At 63.6% G+C, this 16,596-nt stretch carries 17 protein-coding genes and 1 tRNA gene; 9 read left to right on the top strand and 9 right to left on the bottom strand.

What is annotated here, in order from left to right; all coding sequences use genetic code 11:
* Positions 1–38: 38 nt before the first annotated feature.
* Entirely contained in the window at positions 39–2,741 is a 2,703-nt protein-coding gene (locus tag JKL46_RS01070; RefSeq protein WP_201829390.1) for a sensor histidine kinase, read from the top strand.
* Positions 2,738–3,430: a response regulator transcription factor gene (locus JKL46_RS01065; protein WP_201829388.1), complete on the top strand. Its 693-nt coding sequence runs from the start codon at positions 2,738–2,740 to the stop codon at positions 3,428–3,430. Before JKL46_RS01070 ends, JKL46_RS01065 begins: the two co-directional genes overlap by 4 nt.
* Before the next feature lie 37 nt (positions 3,431–3,467).
* Here JKL46_RS01065 and JKL46_RS01060 read toward each other — a convergent pair.
* The 5 genes from JKL46_RS01060 to JKL46_RS01040 all read right to left on the bottom strand — a co-directional run bounded on the left by JKL46_RS01060 (position 3,468) and on the right by JKL46_RS01040 (position 5,671).
* A tRNA-Ser gene (locus JKL46_RS01060) sits at positions 3,468–3,558 on the bottom strand.
* A gap of 362 nt (positions 3,559–3,920) precedes the next feature.
* On the bottom strand, positions 3,921–4,181 hold the full coding sequence (locus JKL46_RS01055; RefSeq protein ID WP_201829386.1) for a hypothetical protein: 261 nt from the start codon (positions 4,179–4,181) through the stop codon (positions 3,921–3,923).
* Between the two features lie 187 nt (positions 4,182–4,368).
* On the bottom strand, positions 4,369–4,668 hold the full coding sequence (locus tag JKL46_RS01050; RefSeq protein WP_201829384.1) for a hypothetical protein: 300 nt from the start codon (positions 4,666–4,668) through the stop codon (positions 4,369–4,371).
* A gap of 103 nt (positions 4,669–4,771) precedes the next feature.
* Entirely contained in the window at positions 4,772–5,014 is a 243-nt protein-coding gene (locus JKL46_RS01045; protein WP_201829382.1) for a hypothetical protein, read from the bottom strand.
* Positions 5,015–5,182: 168 nt separating this feature from the next.
* Positions 5,183–5,671, bottom strand: a complete 489-nt coding sequence (locus JKL46_RS01040) for a YidB family protein (RefSeq protein ID WP_201829380.1) — start codon at positions 5,669–5,671, stop codon at positions 5,183–5,185.
* A 219-nt stretch (positions 5,672–5,890) separates the two neighbouring features.
* On the opposite strand from JKL46_RS01040, the gene solA reads away from it, so the two are divergent.
* A complete protein-coding gene (gene solA / locus JKL46_RS01035) occupies positions 5,891–7,030 on the top strand; it encodes an N-methyl-L-tryptophan oxidase (protein ID WP_201829378.1) in 1,140 nt (379 codons plus the stop codon).
* A 20-nt stretch (positions 7,031–7,050) separates the two neighbouring features.
* Entirely contained in the window at positions 7,051–8,169 is a 1,119-nt protein-coding gene (locus JKL46_RS01030) for a branched-chain amino acid ABC transporter substrate-binding protein (RefSeq protein ID WP_201829376.1), read from the top strand.
* A gap of 64 nt (positions 8,170–8,233) precedes the next feature.
* Here the strand turns inward: JKL46_RS01030 and JKL46_RS01025 are convergent, their stop codons facing one another.
* The 3 genes from JKL46_RS01025 to JKL46_RS01015 all read right to left on the bottom strand — a co-directional run bounded on the left by JKL46_RS01025 (position 8,234) and on the right by JKL46_RS01015 (position 9,965).
* Entirely contained in the window at positions 8,234–8,659 is a 426-nt protein-coding gene (locus tag JKL46_RS01025; RefSeq protein WP_201829374.1) for a hypothetical protein, read from the bottom strand.
* A gap of 145 nt (positions 8,660–8,804) precedes the next feature.
* Positions 8,805–9,023 carry a hypothetical protein gene (locus tag JKL46_RS01020; RefSeq protein ID WP_201829372.1) on the bottom strand — a complete coding sequence of 73 codons (219 nt, stop codon included), beginning with the start codon at positions 9,021–9,023 and terminating at the stop codon, positions 8,805–8,807.
* A 204-nt stretch (positions 9,024–9,227) separates the two neighbouring features.
* Positions 9,228–9,965 (bottom strand): Crp/Fnr family transcriptional regulator, encoded by a 738-nt coding sequence (locus JKL46_RS01015; protein ID WP_201829371.1) that lies wholly within the window; start codon positions 9,963–9,965, stop codon positions 9,228–9,230.
* Positions 9,966–10,185: 220 nt separating this feature from the next.
* On the opposite strand from JKL46_RS01015, the gene JKL46_RS01010 reads away from it, so the two are divergent.
* The 4 genes from JKL46_RS01010 (at position 10,186) to JKL46_RS00995 (ending at position 14,294) form a co-directional block, all read left to right on the top strand.
* Positions 10,186–11,646, top strand: coding sequence for an amidase (locus tag JKL46_RS01010; RefSeq protein ID WP_201829368.1), 1,461 nt, complete (start codon positions 10,186–10,188; stop codon positions 11,644–11,646).
* Positions 11,647–12,050: 404 nt separating this feature from the next.
* On the top strand, positions 12,051–12,806 hold the full coding sequence (gene trhO / locus JKL46_RS01005) for an oxygen-dependent tRNA uridine(34) hydroxylase TrhO (RefSeq protein WP_201829366.1): 756 nt from the start codon (positions 12,051–12,053) through the stop codon (positions 12,804–12,806).
* A complete protein-coding gene (locus JKL46_RS01000; protein WP_201829364.1) occupies positions 12,799–13,008 on the top strand; it encodes a SlyX family protein in 210 nt (69 codons plus the stop codon). The genes trhO and JKL46_RS01000 overlap by 8 nt, the downstream gene beginning before the upstream one ends.
* Before the next feature lie 218 nt (positions 13,009–13,226).
* Positions 13,227–14,294: a S66 family peptidase gene (locus tag JKL46_RS00995; protein WP_343073995.1), complete on the top strand. Its 1,068-nt coding sequence runs from the start codon at positions 13,227–13,229 to the stop codon at positions 14,292–14,294.
* 15 nt (positions 14,295–14,309) lie between these two features.
* Here JKL46_RS00995 and JKL46_RS00990 read toward each other — a convergent pair whose 3' ends face one another.
* Positions 14,310–15,020 carry a hypothetical protein gene (locus JKL46_RS00990; RefSeq protein ID WP_201829360.1) on the bottom strand — a complete coding sequence of 237 codons (711 nt, stop codon included), beginning with the start codon at positions 15,018–15,020 and terminating at the stop codon, positions 14,310–14,312.
* Positions 15,021–15,459: 439 nt separating this feature from the next.
* Between JKL46_RS00990 and JKL46_RS00985 the strand changes: the two genes are divergently transcribed.
* Positions 15,460–16,458, top strand: a complete 999-nt coding sequence (locus JKL46_RS00985; RefSeq protein ID WP_201829357.1) for an LLM class flavin-dependent oxidoreductase — start codon at positions 15,460–15,462, stop codon at positions 16,456–16,458.
* The last annotated feature ends 138 nt before the right edge of the window (positions 16,459–16,596 follow it).

Genomic DNA, 16,596 nt, shown 5'->3' with positions numbered 1-16,596 from the left:
GCGGCCCCGCGCGGGCTGCCTGCGAGACGTTTGAGACCATGCCCGAGCCCCGCCTGTCCTCCGACCTGAGGCCTTCCCCGGATGCCCTGCTTCATGCTGCAAGGCGGGAGGGCAGGGGGCACCTCAAGGTCTTCCTGGGTGCTGCCCCGGGTGTGGGCAAGACTTACGAGATGCTCACGGAGGCTGCCGCCAAGCGGCGCGAGGGCGTCGATGTCGTCGTCGGTATCGTCGAGACCCACGGCCGCCGGGAAACGCAGGCCCTGCTCGAGGGGCTCGAGCTCGTGCCGAGACGTGTCCTTGACTACAAGGGCCACCGCCTTGAGGAAATGGATCTCGATGCGATCCTGAAGCGCAGGCCTGCGCTTGCCCTCGTCGACGAGCTGGCCCACACCAATGCCGAGGGCAGCCGCCACCCGAAGCGCTACATGGACGTGGAGGAGCTTCTCGCGGCAGGGATCGACGTGTTCACCACGATGAACGTGCAGCATGTCGAGAGCCTGAACGACGTGGTGGCGCAGATCACCCGCATCCGCGTGCGCGAGACCGTGCCGGATGAGATCCTCGAGCGCGCGGACGATATCGAGGTGATCGACATCACGCCTCAGGACCTCATCCAGAGGCTGAACGAGGGCAAGGTCTATGTCCCTCAAACGGCGCAGCGCGCCGTGGCTCACTACTTCTCGCCGGGCAACCTGACGGCTCTGAGGGAACTCGCGCTTCGGCGCACCGCCCAGCGCGTGGATGCGCAGCTCCTGAACCACATGCAGGCCAACGCGATCCCCGGCCCCTGGGCCGCGGGTGAGCGGATCCTGGTCTGCATCGACGATGCCCTCGGAAGCGAGGCACTGGTCCGCTATGCCCGCCGCATGACCGAAAGGCTTCAGGCACCCTGGACGGTGCTGCACGTGGAGACGGCGGAATCGCTGCGCCGCTCCGAGCCTGCGAATGACCGGATCAACGAGACTCTTCGCTTGGCCGAGCGCCTCGGCGGCGAAGCCGTTACGATCCCGGGCCGCGACGTCGCCAGCGAGGCCGTCCGTTACGCCGAGACCCACAACGCGACGCATATCATCATCGGCAAGCCCGCCAAGTCGCGCCTGCAGGAGATGATCCGGGGATCCGTCGCCCACGACATCATCCGGCAAGCCGGCGACATCAGCGTTCATGTCATTGCGCTTCGCGACGAGAAGAAAGAGTCCACGTGGCGGCGGGTTCTGCCCGCGCATGCGGAGCGCGACGCACGCTCCTATCTCGCGAGCACGGCCTTCGTGCTCGGGGCGCTGGCGCTGGGCATCGTCCTCGACCGCTTCCTGGACGTCCAGAACATCGCCCTGGTCTTCCTCACTGCGATTCTCGGTGCATCCGTCACCTTCGGCCTGTGGCCCGGCCTATATGCCAGCGCGCTGAGCGTGCTTGCCTTCAACTTCTTCTTCCTGCCGCCGGTCCAGACCTTCACCATCGCGGACCCCGAGAACGTCATCGCGTTCTTCTTCTTCCTGCTCGTTGCCCTGATCGCCAGCAATCTGACCGCGCGGGTACGCAGCCAGGCGATCGTCGCGCGCCAGCGCGCCAAGACCACCGACGATCTCTATCTCTTCAGTCGCAAGCTCTCGACGGTCGGCACCCTGGACGATCTCCTGTGGGCGACCTCGTTCCAGATCGCGTCGATGCTCAAGGTGCGTGTCGTCGTCCTGATGCCGGAGCAGGATCAATTGGAATTGAAGTCCGGATATCCACCGGAGGATCTGCTCGATGAGGCCGACCTCGCCGCAGCAAAATGGGCCTTCGAGCATGATCGGGAGACGGGGCGCGGCTCGGACACATTGCCGGGTGCGAAGCGGCTGTTCATCCCCATGCGGACGAGCCGTGGCACGGTGGGCGTGATCGGCATCGACCGCGACAGGCCGGGGATCCTTCTCACCCCCGAGCAGCGCCGCCTGTTCCACGCCCTGGCCGATCAGGCGGCGCAGGCGGCGGAACGCATCCGTCTCGTCGAGGACATCGACCGCGCCCGCCTCATGGCGGAATCCGACCGCTTGCGCTCGGCGCTCCTGACCTCGATCTCGCATGATCTCAAGACCCCCTTGGCGGCGATCATCGGAGCGGCGGGAACGTTGAAGGCCTACTCGGCGAATCTGGACGAGGATTCGAAGGAGGATCTGCTTGCGACCGTGCAGGACGAGGCGGAACGGCTGAACCGCTTCATCGCCAATCTGCTCGACATGACGCGCCTGGAATCGGGAGCGATTGCTCCCAACATCGCGCTCAATGACCTGAGCGACGTGCTGGGTGCTGCTCTCCAGCGTGCGCGCAAGGTTCTGTCGAACGACCGTGTCCAAATCGACCTTGCCGCCAATCTGCCCATGGTCGCTGTCGATCCCGTGCTGTTCGAGCAGGTGCTCTTCAACCTGCTCGACAACGCCGCCAAGTATTCTCCGCCGAACTCGACCATTCTCATACAGGCCTGGGAGGAGGAGAGCACCGTGGTGCTTCAGGTGCTGGACGAAGGCGACGGGATTCCGGAAGAGGATCTGGAGCGGATCTTCGACAAGTTCTATCGCGCCCGGAAGGGCGATCGGGTCCGCGCGGGAACGGGTCTGGGCCTGCCGATCTGCCGCGGGTTCATCGAGGCCATGGGCGGTACTGTCGTGGCGGGAAACCGAACGGACCGCAGCGGCGCCGTGTTTACGGTCAGATTGCCTGTCGTCGAACAGGCTCGCTCAGGGGATGAATTGGCATGACGGCACCCGGCATCAAGGTCCTCGTCGTCGACGACGAACCGCCCATCCGGCGCCTCCTGCGCGCGGGACTGGCGACGCAGGACTATCAGGTTCACGAGGCCGGCAGCGCTGAGGAGGCGCTGGAAGCCATCAAAGCGTCCGCGCCCGACGTCATGCTGCTTGATCTGGGCCTGCCCGGCCGCAACGGGATGGATTTGCTGGCCGAACTTCAGGCAACGGGCTCGACCTTCCCGATCCTGATCCTGTCGAGCCGCACCGACGAGGCGGGCATCGTCCAGGCCCTGGAACTGGGCGCGGACGACTACATCACCAAGCCGTTCGGCATGAAGGAGGTGATCGCCCGCCTTCGCGTCGCCATCCGGCACCGCCTGCAGCAGCAGGGCGAGCGGCCGATTTTCCAGGTCGGTGGCCTGAAAATGGATCTCGTGCGGCGGATCGTGACCGTCCGTGACCAGGAGGTGAAGCTGTCGCCGCGCGAATACGAGATTCTCCGCGTCCTGGTTCAGCATGCCGGCAAGGTCCTGACCCATCGCTTCATCATCCACGCGGTCTGGGGCGGCATTGCCGAGGCCCAGAACCTGCGCGTCCATATCCGGCAACTGCGTCAGAAGATCGAGGACGATCCCGAGCAGCCTTCCCTCATTCACACCGAGACCGGCGTCGGCTACCGCCTTCAGGCGCCGGATTGAAGAAAGTTGAATATTTTCAGGTGCTTATTGTTGAAAATGGCGGAGACGGAGGGATTCGAACCCTCGATACCCTTTTGGGGTATGCTCATTTAGCAAACGAGTGCCTTCAGCCGCTCGGCCACGTCTCCAGGCGAATGGTGCAGGATTGGACCCTGCTTCGCAGGTGGCGCAATAGACGCGAACGGGGTCCTTTCGTCAAGGTCGAAAATCGCCCGGATCCGCTGCACCGCGTTACCAGAACAGATGGGAGAGGGCGAGGCTAGCCAGCCCGATGCCGGACAGGAAGACGGGAAACCATTTCGGGCATACGCTGTGTGCTTCGTCGAGTTCCACCCCGGTTTCCTTTCAGCCGTTCGAACCGCGGTCATAAGACCCCGATCGCTCCGGAGAGGAAAGGGATGGCACTGGTGAAATATGAATCGATGCGCCCAAATGGCGGGCACTATGTCGTCCGGGGAGGCGGCGCGGGAATCCTTGCCCTGCGCCGTGTTCAGGCCAGCGTCGGCTCGGCGGCCGCGTAGAGGTGCTGGATCTCCTCCAGGCTGCGGATAGCCGGGCCGGAGCGGCGAACGATCACCGCGCTCAATTGCCGGAACTTGTCGTCCGCCCAGTCCTCGACCACGAGAGCGACCGCATCCCGCAGCGGCAGGGTGGCGATCTTGCAGGCCATCGCCGAGCCGGCTGTCCGCTCGAACGGGCGGCTCAGCGCGAGAAGATCCACCATCTCATCGAAATCGTGGGCTGCGGTCACACTTCTCTCCCTGGCCGATGGTGCGAACGACCTAGGCTATTGGCGGGGAATTGTGGCAAACCAATGCCCAAGCTTGCCGCTGGCTGGCCTCTCGGAGAATGTTTTGGGGACGAAGCCGGCTCTAGAGCATCGGACCCAAAAGTGGATTGCACTTTTGGGATTCATTCGATGCTCCTTCTTGACGGCGCTAGAGGCTGGGCTTTCGGGCCGGATAGCGGAAGTGCTTCTCGACCTCGTCGGAACGACCGACGAGGAGTGCCGCCTCGGAAGGGAGCTCGCTCTCCAGCACCATTTCAAAGCCGGTGAAGGAGCCGAGGAAGGTCGTGCTGGGCAGGCTCATCAGAAGCGTCGAACTGCCGGAGGCGACGTCGAAGGAGGCAACCAGCATCATCTGCTTCGGGCTTCCGAGCTTCACGAAGAGTTCCTCGAACTGATCCTGTGTCGGCCCCCATTCGGCGGGGTCGATTGCCTTCCTGGCCCAGAGCATCGCAGACATCCCGCCGGTGAGTGCGCATCGGTCCCAAAACTCTAACTCAAGGGCCGCCGACAAGCGAGCCATTGGAATTCAAGGAAGTGCGGGCAGGGGCACGTCAGTTCAGGTTCCGCTTTCGCTCGGCCTCCTTCCCCTGTGCGGCAGGCCCGGATGCCGGGTCCGATTCTTCCGGGATGATGAGAACGGAGACGGTGCGGCCGTGAGATGCGAGCGAATCCGCCGCACCGAAGGCCGAGCGTTCCGCATCCTCGCGCGTCGCGAATGCCGATTGCTTCCGGTCGGAATAGGTAACCAGCCACTCGTCCTGCAGCTTGAAGACCACGAAGCGGTCTGTATGCATCAACCCCTCCATGCCCGGTTCCCCCACCGGGCTTGAACAGGCTAACCGAATGCGAAAGGTCTGGCGGGAAGCGATAGAGGTAGGCGCCCGGTCCTTAAGGATAAAGTTTCAGGGGACGAAAGCGGTAAGCGCCCCGTCCCCTTGCGTTGTCCCTCTTTTGGACTGCACTCAAGCCGTCGGAATGCGGCCTTCCGGCGTATATTGGTCCACCGCCCGCGGCAGCTCACGCGACAGGCGGGCGAGGATCTCCTCGCGGGACAGGCCGGTCTGCTGCGCCAGGGTGTCCAGTACATCGGGCCCGATGGCCTGTTCGAGCTGCGGCGGGGCAACCTCCTTGTTGGGACCGGTGCCGATCCAGGAATCGGCGACGTCGCCCTGGCCGTTCTGCTTGAAGCTTTCGAGAAGCTCGCCCAACCCGCCGTTCAGGAAGCCGCCGGAGCCCTGACCCTGGGCCGCGCCCGCTCCCGCGAGACCGCCGAGAAGGCCGCCCAAGCCGCCGAGATTGCCGAGTCCGCCTTGCGGTTGACTCGAACCGCCCTGTCCGCCCTGTGGGTTGGTGAGGCCGCCGAGCATTTCGGCGATCTTGTCACGGTTCTGGTAGCCGGCGACGGCAAGCAGCCCGAGAAGTGCAGTCATGGATGGAAAACCACGGCTCATGTCGATCCTCCCTGTGTGTAATGCACAAGAACCGCAGCCGAGCCGAAACGGTTCCACAAGCCGGCTGTCGCTTCGGGGCAGCCATGTGTTCGTCGGTCTTGCGGCGGTCGGCGGCTTGAACGATTGTCCGCTGCGTCTCTTCGCGGTGGATCGCATTGACGTGCGATCAACCGCTACGGAATGTGACGCTTGATAGTGTCGAAGTTAAGGGATCGGTCGATGGCGGCGTTCGATGTGGCGGTGATCGGGCTCGGGGCGATGGGGAGCGCTGCTCTTTTCGAACTTGCTCGCCAGGGAAAGCGTGCAATCGGCATCGAGCAGTTCGAGCCCGGGCATGACAAGGGCTCGTCCCATGGCGAGAGCAGGATCATCCGGCTCTCCTATTTCGAGCATCCGTCCTACGTTCCGCTGGCACGCCGCGCGCTGGAGAAATGGCGCGAGCTGGAACAGCTCTGCGGACGGACGATCCTGACGATGACCGGAATGCTCGAAGCGGGCTATCCGGGCTGCCCCGTGGTCGAGGGCTCGCTTGAGGCCTCGCGGCAGCACCAGCTCGAACACGAGATTCTCGGTGCGGCAGAGATCAACCGGCGTTTCCCCGCCTTTCGCGTTCCGTCCCATTGGACCGGCCTGTTTCAGCCGGATGCCGGATTCCTGCGGCCTGAACTCGCCATCCAGCAATTCGTCGCGCAGGCCGAGCGCCACGGCGCCGAGGTCAGGACCGGGACGCGGGTTCTCGCCATCGAGCCGCTCAGTGCAGGCGTCCGCGTGCGAACCGATGCCGGCACGATCGAGGCCGGATCGGTGATCGTTTCGACCGGAGCCTGGATCGGCGATTTCGCGCCCGACTTGAGGCCGCATCTCACTTTGACGAGACAGGTGCTCGGCTGGTTCTCGCCGCTTCGGCCCGACCATTACACGCCGGAGAATTGCCCGGTCTTCATGCTCGAATCCGAGAACGATGCCTGCTACGGGTTTCCGGACTTCGCCGGCACGGGCGTCAAGACAGCGTCCCACCGCAAGGGAGCCGTGCTTGCGAACGCCGATGCGCTGTCGCAGGACGGGGACGTGGCCGACGAGGCGCAGATCAGGCGGATGCTCGCCCTCGCGATGCCCGACGCGAACGGGCCTCTCAGGGCGATGCGCACCTGCATCTATACCCGAACGCCCGACGAGGATTTCGTGATCGACCGGTCGCCCGTCGATCCAAGGATCATCCTGGCTTCGCCCTGCTCGGGCCATGGCTTCAAGTTCGCGAGCGTGATCGGCGAGATACTGGCCGATCTCGCCCTTGGCAAAACGCCGGCAAACGATATTTCCCGCTTCCAGATCGACCGCTTCCGGACCCGAACCGCCTGAAGCGGCAAGGGAGGCAGATCATGAACCCAGGGAACGCCTGTCAGCTCTCCGTCCTGGCCCTGCTGGCCTCGATGGGTTTCGCCCAAGCCCAGGATATCACCATTGCGGTCGCCGGCCCGATGACCGGGTCGGTGGCCACCATCGGCGAGCAGCTCAAGAAAGGCGCGGAGCTCGCGGCGCAGGCCGTCAACAAGGCGGGCGGCGTCAACGGCAGGAACGTGAAGATCGTCGTCTATGACGATGCCTGCGATCCGAAGCAGGCAGTCGCGATCGCAAACCGCATCGTCGCGGAGGGCATCAAGTTCGTCGACGGCCATGCCTGCTCCGGATCGTCGATCCCGGCCTCGGAGGTCTATTCGGAGGCCGACGTGCTGATGATGAGCCCGGCCTCCAGCAATCCGGCCATGACCGACAAGGCGGCGGAGCAGGGGTGGAGCACCATCATGCGCCTCTATGGCCGCGACGATGCCCAGGGCAAATTCATCGGGCCCTGGATCAAGCAGAACTTCGGATCGAAGAAGATCGCCATCCTTCACGACAAGAGCGCCTACGGCAAAGGTCTTGCCGATGTGGTGAGGGCGTCCCTGAACGCCGCGGGCGTCAAGGAGGTGCTCTACGAGGGCATCAACCCGGGCGAGAAGGACTACACGGCCGTGGTCAACCGCCTCAAGAGCCAGGGCGTCGAGTTCCTGTATTTCGGCGGCTATCACACCGAGGGCGGTCTCATCATGCGCCAGGCCGCGGACCAGAATTACAAGGTCCAGCTGATGATGGGCGACAGCATCGCGACGCCGGAATTCGGAGCCGTCGCGGGTCCCGGCGCCGAGGGAACCCTGTTCACCTTCCCGCCGGATGCCCGCGGCAGCGACACCGCGAAGGAAGCGCTCGCCCAGTTCAAGCAGATCGGCTTCGAGCCGGAGGGCTTTACGCTGTTCTCCTACGCCACCGTCCAGGCGCTGGCGGGCGGCATGGCGAAGGCCGGCAGCGCCGATCCGAAAGCGGTGGCCAAGGCGCTTCGCAGCAACACGGTCGACACGGTGATCGGCCCCTTGAGCTTCGACCAGAAGGGCGACATCAAGGATCCGAAATACGACATCAATGTCTGGAAGGGCGGGACCTACACCAAGCTGCCGCAATAGACGGTCTCGGTGAGACGGGGAGGGCGGCTTCCGCACCAGACGATGCTTTAGCCGCCCGGTTCGTTCATTCGTGCGCCACGGCCTTGTCCGCTTCCCGGGACGGGACAAGGTGCTCGATGGAGACCCAGTCCGTGCAGGCCCTGAGGATGGGGGCGAGATAGGCGCGGTTGCCCTCGATCTCGACAACGCGGCAGGGATAGGCTCTGCGGTCTCCCGGCGGACGGTAGATCACGGTCGATCCGGGCTTGATATCCTCATTGTATGTGCTGCGCTGGACGGCGACGTCCGGGACTCTCTCGTTGTCCTGGATCGGTGACGCCTCGCGGGCGGCTCGGTAACGTTCGAGCGCTTCGATCGCCAGTCGGGCCCGGTCGCGATATCGGTCGCAGACGACTCTGATGAGGTTTCCTTTCTCCCGGCCCGGATACCAGGCCACGCCGCCGATCTTGGCCAATTCTTCCGCAACGACTTCAATTTCTTCCTCGGTCATGAGATCGATTCCTCGAGAGCAGTTTGAGTATGCTCAGGTCTTGTGACCGCACCGATGCGACCTGGTGCATCGCGTGCTTGTGCCCCGGGAAGTTTTGTCGTTCTCCGTGCTTGGTCTTATGAATTGCACTGGAGATGAGTAGGTTTTACGACGCGTGAAGATCCATCATACGTTGCTGCAGGACGGCGAGTTGTTGAATGTAGGGTTCGCGCCGCTCGCGATGGCGGGCTTTGAGTTTCTCGAGTGCGCGGATCTTGAGGTTGGAGTTGGGTGAGGTGCTGCACAACTTCTCGCGCTCCTGCTCATAGTCGAAGTCGATATCCGCCAAGGTTGCAAGGAGAGATTGCAGCAGGGGTTGGAACATGGGTGAGTATATTCTCGGTAGGCTAGCCCCGTTATCAGTTTTATCCTTTTGAAACTTAATTTCGTCCATCTCGTTCCTCTAACTAAACTAGAGTTAATGGAGCTTAAGGATAGTAAGGTAGAGATACCTCGTCTGTTGGGAAGCCGACAGAGGTGAAGAAATCTTTCTCCATCAACTTGCCGTGTTCAACGTGGGCTTGCATCGTCAGCGCCCCGCGTCGCTCCGGAACGCTCCCGGCAGCAGCCGCTCGAAGCTCTCGCGGATCGTGCGGTAGCACTCGCATGCCGTTGCCTCCAATCCATCCCGATCGGTGATACGAATCGTTCCTCGCCCCTGGACGATCAGGTCCGCCCGCTGCAGCGTGCTGGCGACGCTGCTCACGGTCGAGCGCTGCACGCCCAACATCTCGGCGAGCGTCTCATGGGTCAGGGGAATGTCGTCCCTGTCGGTTCTGTCGCGTGTGCTCAGGATCGCGCGGCAGCATCGAGCCTCGACACTGTGAACAGCGTTGCAGGCAACGCCCTGCAGGGTCTGGGTGAGAAGAGCCTCCATGTAGCGGGATATGACCTGACGCAATCGGGGTCGCTCGCCGATCGCCGCGGTGAGGCGATCCAGGGGCGCGCGCGAGGCCGAGCCTGCTATTTGGGTGACGTATCGTCCGTAGGATTGGCGCGTCACAAGCGCACTTGCGAATCCGAGCGCCGATTCCCGGCCGAACACGGCCATCTCGACGGAGCCGCCGTGCTGCAGGTCGGTCACAAGGGAGACGATGGCGTCGTGGAGAAAGTACGTATGCCGGATGGTCTCGCCGGCATGATAGATAATCCGGCCCCGCGGCAGTTCGACGATCTCGAGATGCGGTTCGAGCCACAGGAAGTCTTCGGGCTCCAGTGCGGCGAGGAGCCGATTGCTCCGGTGAATGGACGCCTTACCATTCTTCATGGCCAAGTTCCTTATGGCCAAGTGTCACCGCTTGGTCCGCGATGCTCGCCGCAGGGCATCGGGGCTTCGACGAGATGACAATAGCACGACTTGAAGACATCCGAGCGTGCCAATTGGCACTTCCCTGCGGAGTGGTGGGCGATCCCCTGCGCCAGCTTCATGGGCCTATGCGCAGCCGCAGACACAAAACCGGTTTACCCCTCGCCGGGATCGTTTCAGCATGGCGTCCAATCGAATCCGTCAGGAGAGTTTCGCTTTGAACACGCAGTCGCCATCGTACCGGGCCAGCCAAGATACCGCGGCCGATCTTGCCGATTGGTCCGCCTCGGCTCTTCTCGATGCCTTTGCCCGGAAGACGGCTTCGCCCGTCGATGTCACGAAGGCCGTCATTGCCCGCATCGAGTCCTATGAGCCACAGCTTCAGGCGCTCTATGCCTTCGACCCGGATGCTGCGCTTCGTGACGCCGCCTCGTCCGAGCAGCGCTGGATGAAAGGCGAGGCGAGGGCCCTAGACGGCATTCCTGCGACGATCAAGGAAAACATCGCAACGAAGGGCACGCCGGTGCCGCTCGGCACGGCCGCGCGCCCGCTCGTTCCGGCGCCGGAGGATGCGCCATCGGCGGCGCGGCTGCGGGAGGATGGCGTCGTCATCCTCGCCAAGACCACCATGCCGGATTACGGCATGCTCTCGTCTGGGCTTTCGTCATTCCACCCGCTCGCCCGCAATCCCTGGGATCTTTCGAAGAATCCCGGCGGCAGCTCGGCCGGGGCCGGGGCCGCTGCAGCGGCGGGCTACGGGCCGTTTCATATCGGCACCGATATCGGCGGCTCGATCCGCCTGCCGGCTGCCTGGTGCGGCGTATTCGGTTTGAAGCCGAGCTTCGGCCGCATCCCCATCGAGCCGGCCTATTACGGCCGCGTCGCCGGCCCGATGACCCGCACGGTGCGCGATGCTGCGCTCATGATGCGAAGCCTCGTGCGCCCGGACCACCGCGATCCGATGAGCTTGCCTTATGAGGATCTGCCCTGGCTTGATCTCGACATCGAGATCAAGGGTTTGAAGATCGGCGTGATGATGGATGCCGGCGTCGGGCTGCCGCTCGATCCCGAAATTCGCGCCAGCGTGGAGAATGCGGCGAAGGCCCTTGCCGCGGCAGGCGCCATCGTCGAGGAGATGCCCGCCTTCATCACCCGCGAGATGCTCGACGGCCTCGACGATTTCTGGCGCCAGCGCGCCTGGATGGACATCGCTCCTTTAAGCGATGCGGAGCGCGGAAAAATCCTGCCCTACATCCTGCAATGGGCGGAAGGCGGCAAGGACCTGACCGGCGCGGAAGTCTACAGCGGCATGAACCAGATGCTGACGATGCGCCATGCGGCGGTCGCCGCCACCCATCGCTTCGATTTCGTCATCGCGCCGGTGGCGCCCTGCGTCGCCTATCCGGCGGAGCTGGCATCGCCCATCCACAACCCGGAAGAGCCCTTCGAGCATATCGGCTACACGGTCGCCTTCAACATGTCCGACCAGCCGGCCGCCTCCGTCAATGCCGGCTTCACCAAGGCCGGCCTGCCCATCGGCCTCCAGATCATCGGCCGCCGCTTCGACGATGTCGGCGTGCTGCGGCTCTCCCAGGCGTGGGAAGCGATGTGTGAGGACAGGCGGCCCTGGCCGAAGCTGTGAGCAGGCACCTCCCTACGTCATCACCGGCCTCGTGCCGGTGATCCTGATTAAAAGGCCCAGTTCTCTTCCTGATCGGGATAGCCGGGACATGCCTGGCCATGACGTCGCGGGTGTCATTCCGGGGCCGCGCAGCGGAACCCGGAACCCATAGCCACGACGGCTCAAGAGAGATGAGCGGCGTTGCGCCACTTTCTGCAAAGATGGCGGCTATGGGTTCCGGGTTCGCCTGCGGCGCCCCGGAATGACGGGGCGGAGCCAAACTTAAGTCACGACCGAAATGCCTCACACTTTGACAAGCAACACAGGAGATGGCCGGGACGAGCCCGCCCATGACGAGGAAGGGCGACACCGACGACCGGCGGAGGCGGGTTTCCCGCCCGGGCTCCTCCTGATAAACAGCCGCCATGACGTACAAGGTTGCCGCCCTCTATCAATTCGTCCCGCTGCCCGATTTCCGCGCGCTGAAGGACCCGCTGCACAGGCTCTGCCTGGATCTCGAGATCCGCGGCACGCTCCTGCTCGCCCAGGAAGGGATCAACGGCACGCTCGCCGGGCGCGACGGGGCGATCGATGCCCTCATGGCCGAGCTGCAGGCCGGCGCGCTTTTCGATGGGCGCCTGGACAATCTCGAGCTGAAGTTCTCGACTGCCGACGAGATGCCGTTCAAGCGCATGAAGGTCCGTCTCAAGAAGGAGATCGTGACCCTGGGCGATCCGCAGACCGATCCCCTGCGCCGCGTCGGAACCTATGTGTCGCCGGCGGAGTGGAACCGGCTCATGGACGATCCCGAGATCATCCTTCTCGACACGCGCAACGATTTCGAGGTCGAGATGGGCACCTTCGAAGGCGCCGTCGATCCGCGCATCAAGCGCTTCAGCGAGTTCAAGGATTTCGTGCAGGGCGAGCTCGATCCGGGCAAACACAAGCGCGTCGCCATGTTCTGCACCGGCGGCATCCGGTGCGAGAAGGCGAGCTCCTACATGCTCGCCCAGGGCTTCGAGGAGGTCTTCCACCTGAAGGGCGGCATCCTGAAATACCTCGAGGATGTTCCTGAGACGGAGAGCCGCTGGAACGGCGGATGCTTCGTTTTCGACGAGCGCGTCGCCCTCGGCCACGGCCTCGTCGAGCGGCCGAACGAGATGGGGCAAACCGATGAGTGATCCCGTGGCCCGCATCGATGCCCTGGAGATGCGCGTCGCATACCAGGATCAGACCATCGAGGATCTGAACCAGACGATCATCGCCCAGTGGAAGCAGATCGACGCTCTCAAGCGACAGCTGAACGAATTGCTCGACCGCGTCCAGGAGGTCGAGGACAATGCGGGCGGATCCGCGCCCGACCGGCCTCCGCCGCATTACTGAGCCGGCGCGTCGGTCCGCACGACGCCCTAAGTGATTTCCACGAGCCAAATCCAAGGCTGAGCTTCCCCTAAACCCTCATCCTGAGGAGGTCGCAAAGCGACCGTCTCGAAGGAGGATCCAGAGGGCGCTGGATCCTCCTTCGAGACGCAGCTTCGCTGCTCCTCAGGATGAGGCTCGTATGGTTCAATGGTTCAATCATCTGTTTCGCGGGAGACGTCGTGCAAAGCTGGTGGCAAAGGCCTCTCGTCAAGCCTCGGGCGCTTCGGGCCGGGGATCGCGTCGCCATGGTCTCGACGAGCTGGGGCGGGCCGGCCGTCTTTCCGCATCGCTACGAGGCCGGAAGGCGCTATCTCGCCGAGGCGTTCGGGCTCGAGCCCATCGCGATGCCCCATGCCCTTCGCGATGCGGCCTGGATCGCCCGTAACCCGCAAGCGCGGGCCGACGACATCCACGCGGCTTTCGCCGATCCCTCGATCAAGGGCGTCATCGCCAGCATCGGCGGCGACGACGCGATCCGCCTGATCCCGCATATGAATCTCAACGTGATCGCCGCGAACCCAAAGGTGTTTCTCGGCTATTCCGATCCGACCGTGCTGCATTTCGGCTGCCTCAAGGCCGGCCTCGGCTCGTTCTACGGCCCCACCATCATGGCGGGCTTCGCCGAGAACGGCGGCATGCACGCCTATGCCGAGAATTCCCTGCGAAAGTCCGTCTTCGAGATAGATCCCATCGGCGAGATCGAACGGAACGGGGAGGGGTGGACCGTCGAGCATCTGCCCTGGTCCGACCCGGACAATCAAAGCCGCCGCCGCACGCTGCGGCCTTCGACCGGCCCGCGGATTCTCCAGGGAACCGGTACCGTCCGGGGCCATCTCATCGGCGGCTGCGCCGAGGTCCTGGAGATGCTGAAAGGCTCCGACTGGTGGCCGCCCTTGGATTACTGGGACGGGGCGATCCTGTTTTACGAGACGTCGGAAGAAGGCCCCGCGGCAAGTCAGGTGATCCGCTGGCTGCGCAACTTCGCCGCGCAGGGCATTCTCGCGCGCCTGTCGGGCATTGTTCTCGGCCGTCCGGGCGGGCAGGGGGACGATGCATACCGGACGGACCAGGAGGCGGCGATCGTCCGCGCTCTCGACGAGGCGGGGCTCGACAGCCTGCCGGTTCTGGCGGAGCTCGATTTCGGTCACACGGATCCCATTGCCACGCTGCCCTACGGCGTCATGGCGGAAATCGACTGCGAGGCGTCACGCCTGCGCGTCCTGGAAGCGGGAGTGACCGGCCGTTGAGGCCGAAAAACCCTCTCAACGGTCCCTTGCGAGTTCCGGCTCCGCGACGCTGGTCCTGATCGAGCCGGTCGCCTCTTCCTGCGAGAGCCTGCGCAGCTGTTTCACGAAGGCGACGAGACTGTTCGCGTTTTCCAGTTCGGGCATGAGATAGGACAAGACACGGCTGTCGAACGGTTCCTCCTCGATCGTCCCGTCGACCTTGATGATCGTCCTGATGCCGCTCTCGACGTTGAAAGTGATGGATTTGAGCTTCGCAGCAGCCTCGGTGTTGAGCGGCTCGGCAACGACGGGAACGATCCGAGGCGTGGCCACCGCCTGGGCAAGGATCGGCGCAACGGCCTTCGGCGGAGGCTTGGTGACGATAATCTGACGGGCCGGCTTCTCCGGTGTCTTGTCCGATATCTTGTCAGCTATCTTGACATTGCGCTCGGACGAGAATTTGACGGCCGGCTTTTCGGCCTCGTCCGCCGGTGTCTTGTCGGCCAGGATCTGCTGAAGCTGCTTTTCGGTCTCCTCCGCCTCTTTCTGTGCCTTCGAGCCGAATGCCGCGGCCAAGGGATTTTTCGACTTTTCCGCATCGGCCTTGGATTTGGCAGCCTCCGCCGCTTTGGCCGCCGCGATCCGCTTCTTGGCCTCCGCCGTCTGCGCGATGTTGTTGGTGCTGTATGAGTATTGCTTGCCGTTGATCTCGTACCGGACGAGCCGCGCCTCGCTGGCGCCGTTCATGAATCCGAAGACAACGACTGAGGCTCCAAGCAAAGTAAACGTCTTGCGCATGGCCTATAAGGGCACGTTGGCCCTTCCCCTCGTTCGTCTCAAAGCTCAGTTAATGAATGTGACGACTTTGGGGCGTAAAGTAACGTTTGAAGTGGCTCCTTGGAGGTATATTTCACCGATGCTTATTGTTCCGAAGCGACTTGATCAGCGATTATTATCGTAATGAATCCGAAAATTACTCCAATACAAAAGACTATAGGCTTATATCTTGTATCGTTTCATCTGGCCGCTCCGCGCAGCCTTTTCGGCACCGGGCCTTGTTTTGGTTGCATTCCACGCATGCCCCGCTTGCTAGGGCCGGGATGAGCGCAGGCTTGCATCCTGGGAATGCAGACCTGATTTGATAGGGCAACGCCGTCCGTCCATTGCACGCGAAAGAAGCTGCGCCATGCCACCCTTTTCGGTTCTCGATCTCGCGCCCGTTCCCGAAGGCTTCGAGCCCTCCGATGCCCTTCGCAACACGCTCGATCTGGCACAGCATGCCGAGCGATGGGTCTACAACCGCTACTGGCTCGCCGAGCATCACAACATGATCGGCATCGCGAGCGCCGCGACGAGCGTCGTCATCGGTCACGTGGCCGGCGGCACGAAGACCCTGCGTGTCGGCGCCGGCGGCATCATGCTGCCGAACCATTCGCCGCTCGTGATCGCCGAGCAGTTCGGCACGCTCGACGCCCTCTATCCCGGACGCATCGATCTCGGCGTCGGCCGCGCTCCGGGCACCGACCAGCGCACTTTGCGGGCTCTGCGCCGCGATCCGATGGCGGCGGACACTTTTCCGCAGGACGTGCTCGAATTGCAGTCGCTGCTCGCGCCCGTGCAGCCGGACCAAGCGATCCGCGCCGTGCCGGGCGCCGGCTCCAACGTGCCGATCTGGATTCTTGGCTCGAGCCTGTTCGGCGCGCAGCTCGCGGCAATGCTCGGCCTGCCTTACGCCTTCGCCTCGCATTTCGCGCCGGGCGCGCTGATGCAGGCGCTGCAGGTCTATCGCGAACGCTTCCAGCCCTCCGCCCAGCTCGACCGGCCCTACGCCATGGTCGGCGTCAACGTGATCGCCGCCGATACGGACGAGGAAGCGCGCCATCTCTTCACCTCGCCGCAGCAATCCTTCACCAACATTTTCCGCGGCGCCCGCGGCAAGCTCCAGCCGCCTATCGACGATATCGAAAGCTATTGGACGCCGAACGAGAAGGCACAGGCGATGAACATGCTCTCATGCTCCTTCGTCGGTTCGGCAAAGACCGTCCGCGAGGGACTCGAAGGCTTCATCGCCGAGACCGGCGCCGACGAGGTGATGGTCGCGGCCGCGATCTACGATCACGGCAAGCGGCTGCGCTCGTATGAGATCCTGAGCAAGGTGCACAAGGCGATGAGCGACGCAGCTTAGACGCGCCTTCCCTCCCCCTTGCGGGGAGGGGCAGGGGTGGGGGTGGTTCGACCGGGTGAGCACTTGTCGTGTGATGCTGTAGCCGCCTTGGTGCCTCATGGATGAGTCGCCGTGTTCGGACTTTCCAACCCCCACCCT

Source organism: Microvirga zambiensis WSM3693, assembly GCF_016735695.1.
Lineage (GTDB): Bacteria > Pseudomonadota > Alphaproteobacteria > Rhizobiales > Beijerinckiaceae > Microvirga > Microvirga zambiensis.
The sequence above is the reverse complement of the archived record's forward strand: the minus strand, read 5'-3'. Positions and strand labels throughout refer to the sequence as shown.

Coding starts and splice junctions, on each gene's coding strand:
- JKL46_RS01070 (WP_201829390.1), top strand. CDS start 39: ATGCCCGAGCCCCGCCTGTCCTCCGACCTGAGGCCTTCCCCGGATGCC.
- JKL46_RS01065 (WP_201829388.1), top strand. CDS start 2,738: ATGACGGCACCCGGCATCAAGGTCCTCGTCGTCGACGACGAACCGCCC.
- JKL46_RS01050 (WP_201829384.1), bottom strand. CDS start 4,668: ATGCTCTGGGCCAGGAAGGCAATCGACCCCGCCGAATGGGGGCCGACA.
- JKL46_RS01045 (WP_201829382.1), bottom strand. CDS start 5,014: ATGCATACAGACCGCTTCGTGGTCTTCAAGCTGCAGGACGAGTGGCTG.
- JKL46_RS01040 (WP_201829380.1), bottom strand. CDS start 5,671: ATGAGCCGTGGTTTTCCATCCATGACTGCACTTCTCGGGCTGCTTGCC.
- solA (WP_201829378.1), top strand. CDS start 5,891: ATGGCGGCGTTCGATGTGGCGGTGATCGGGCTCGGGGCGATGGGGAGC.
- JKL46_RS01030 (WP_201829376.1), top strand. CDS start 7,051: ATGAACCCAGGGAACGCCTGTCAGCTCTCCGTCCTGGCCCTGCTGGCC.
- JKL46_RS01025 (WP_201829374.1), bottom strand. CDS start 8,659: ATGACCGAGGAAGAAATTGAAGTCGTTGCGGAAGAATTGGCCAAGATC.
- JKL46_RS01020 (WP_201829372.1), bottom strand. CDS start 9,023: ATGTTCCAACCCCTGCTGCAATCTCTCCTTGCAACCTTGGCGGATATC.
- JKL46_RS01015 (WP_201829371.1), bottom strand. CDS start 9,965: ATGAAGAATGGTAAGGCGTCCATTCACCGGAGCAATCGGCTCCTCGCC.
- JKL46_RS01010 (WP_201829368.1), top strand. CDS start 10,186: ATGGCGTCCAATCGAATCCGTCAGGAGAGTTTCGCTTTGAACACGCAG.
- trhO (WP_201829366.1), top strand. CDS start 12,051: ATGACGTACAAGGTTGCCGCCCTCTATCAATTCGTCCCGCTGCCCGAT.
- JKL46_RS01000 (WP_201829364.1), top strand. CDS start 12,799: ATGAGTGATCCCGTGGCCCGCATCGATGCCCTGGAGATGCGCGTCGCA.
- JKL46_RS00990 (WP_201829360.1), bottom strand. CDS start 15,020: ATGAACGGCGCCAGCGAGGCGCGGCTCGTCCGGTACGAGATCAACGGC.
- JKL46_RS00985 (WP_201829357.1), top strand. CDS start 15,460: ATGCCACCCTTTTCGGTTCTCGATCTCGCGCCCGTTCCCGAAGGCTTC.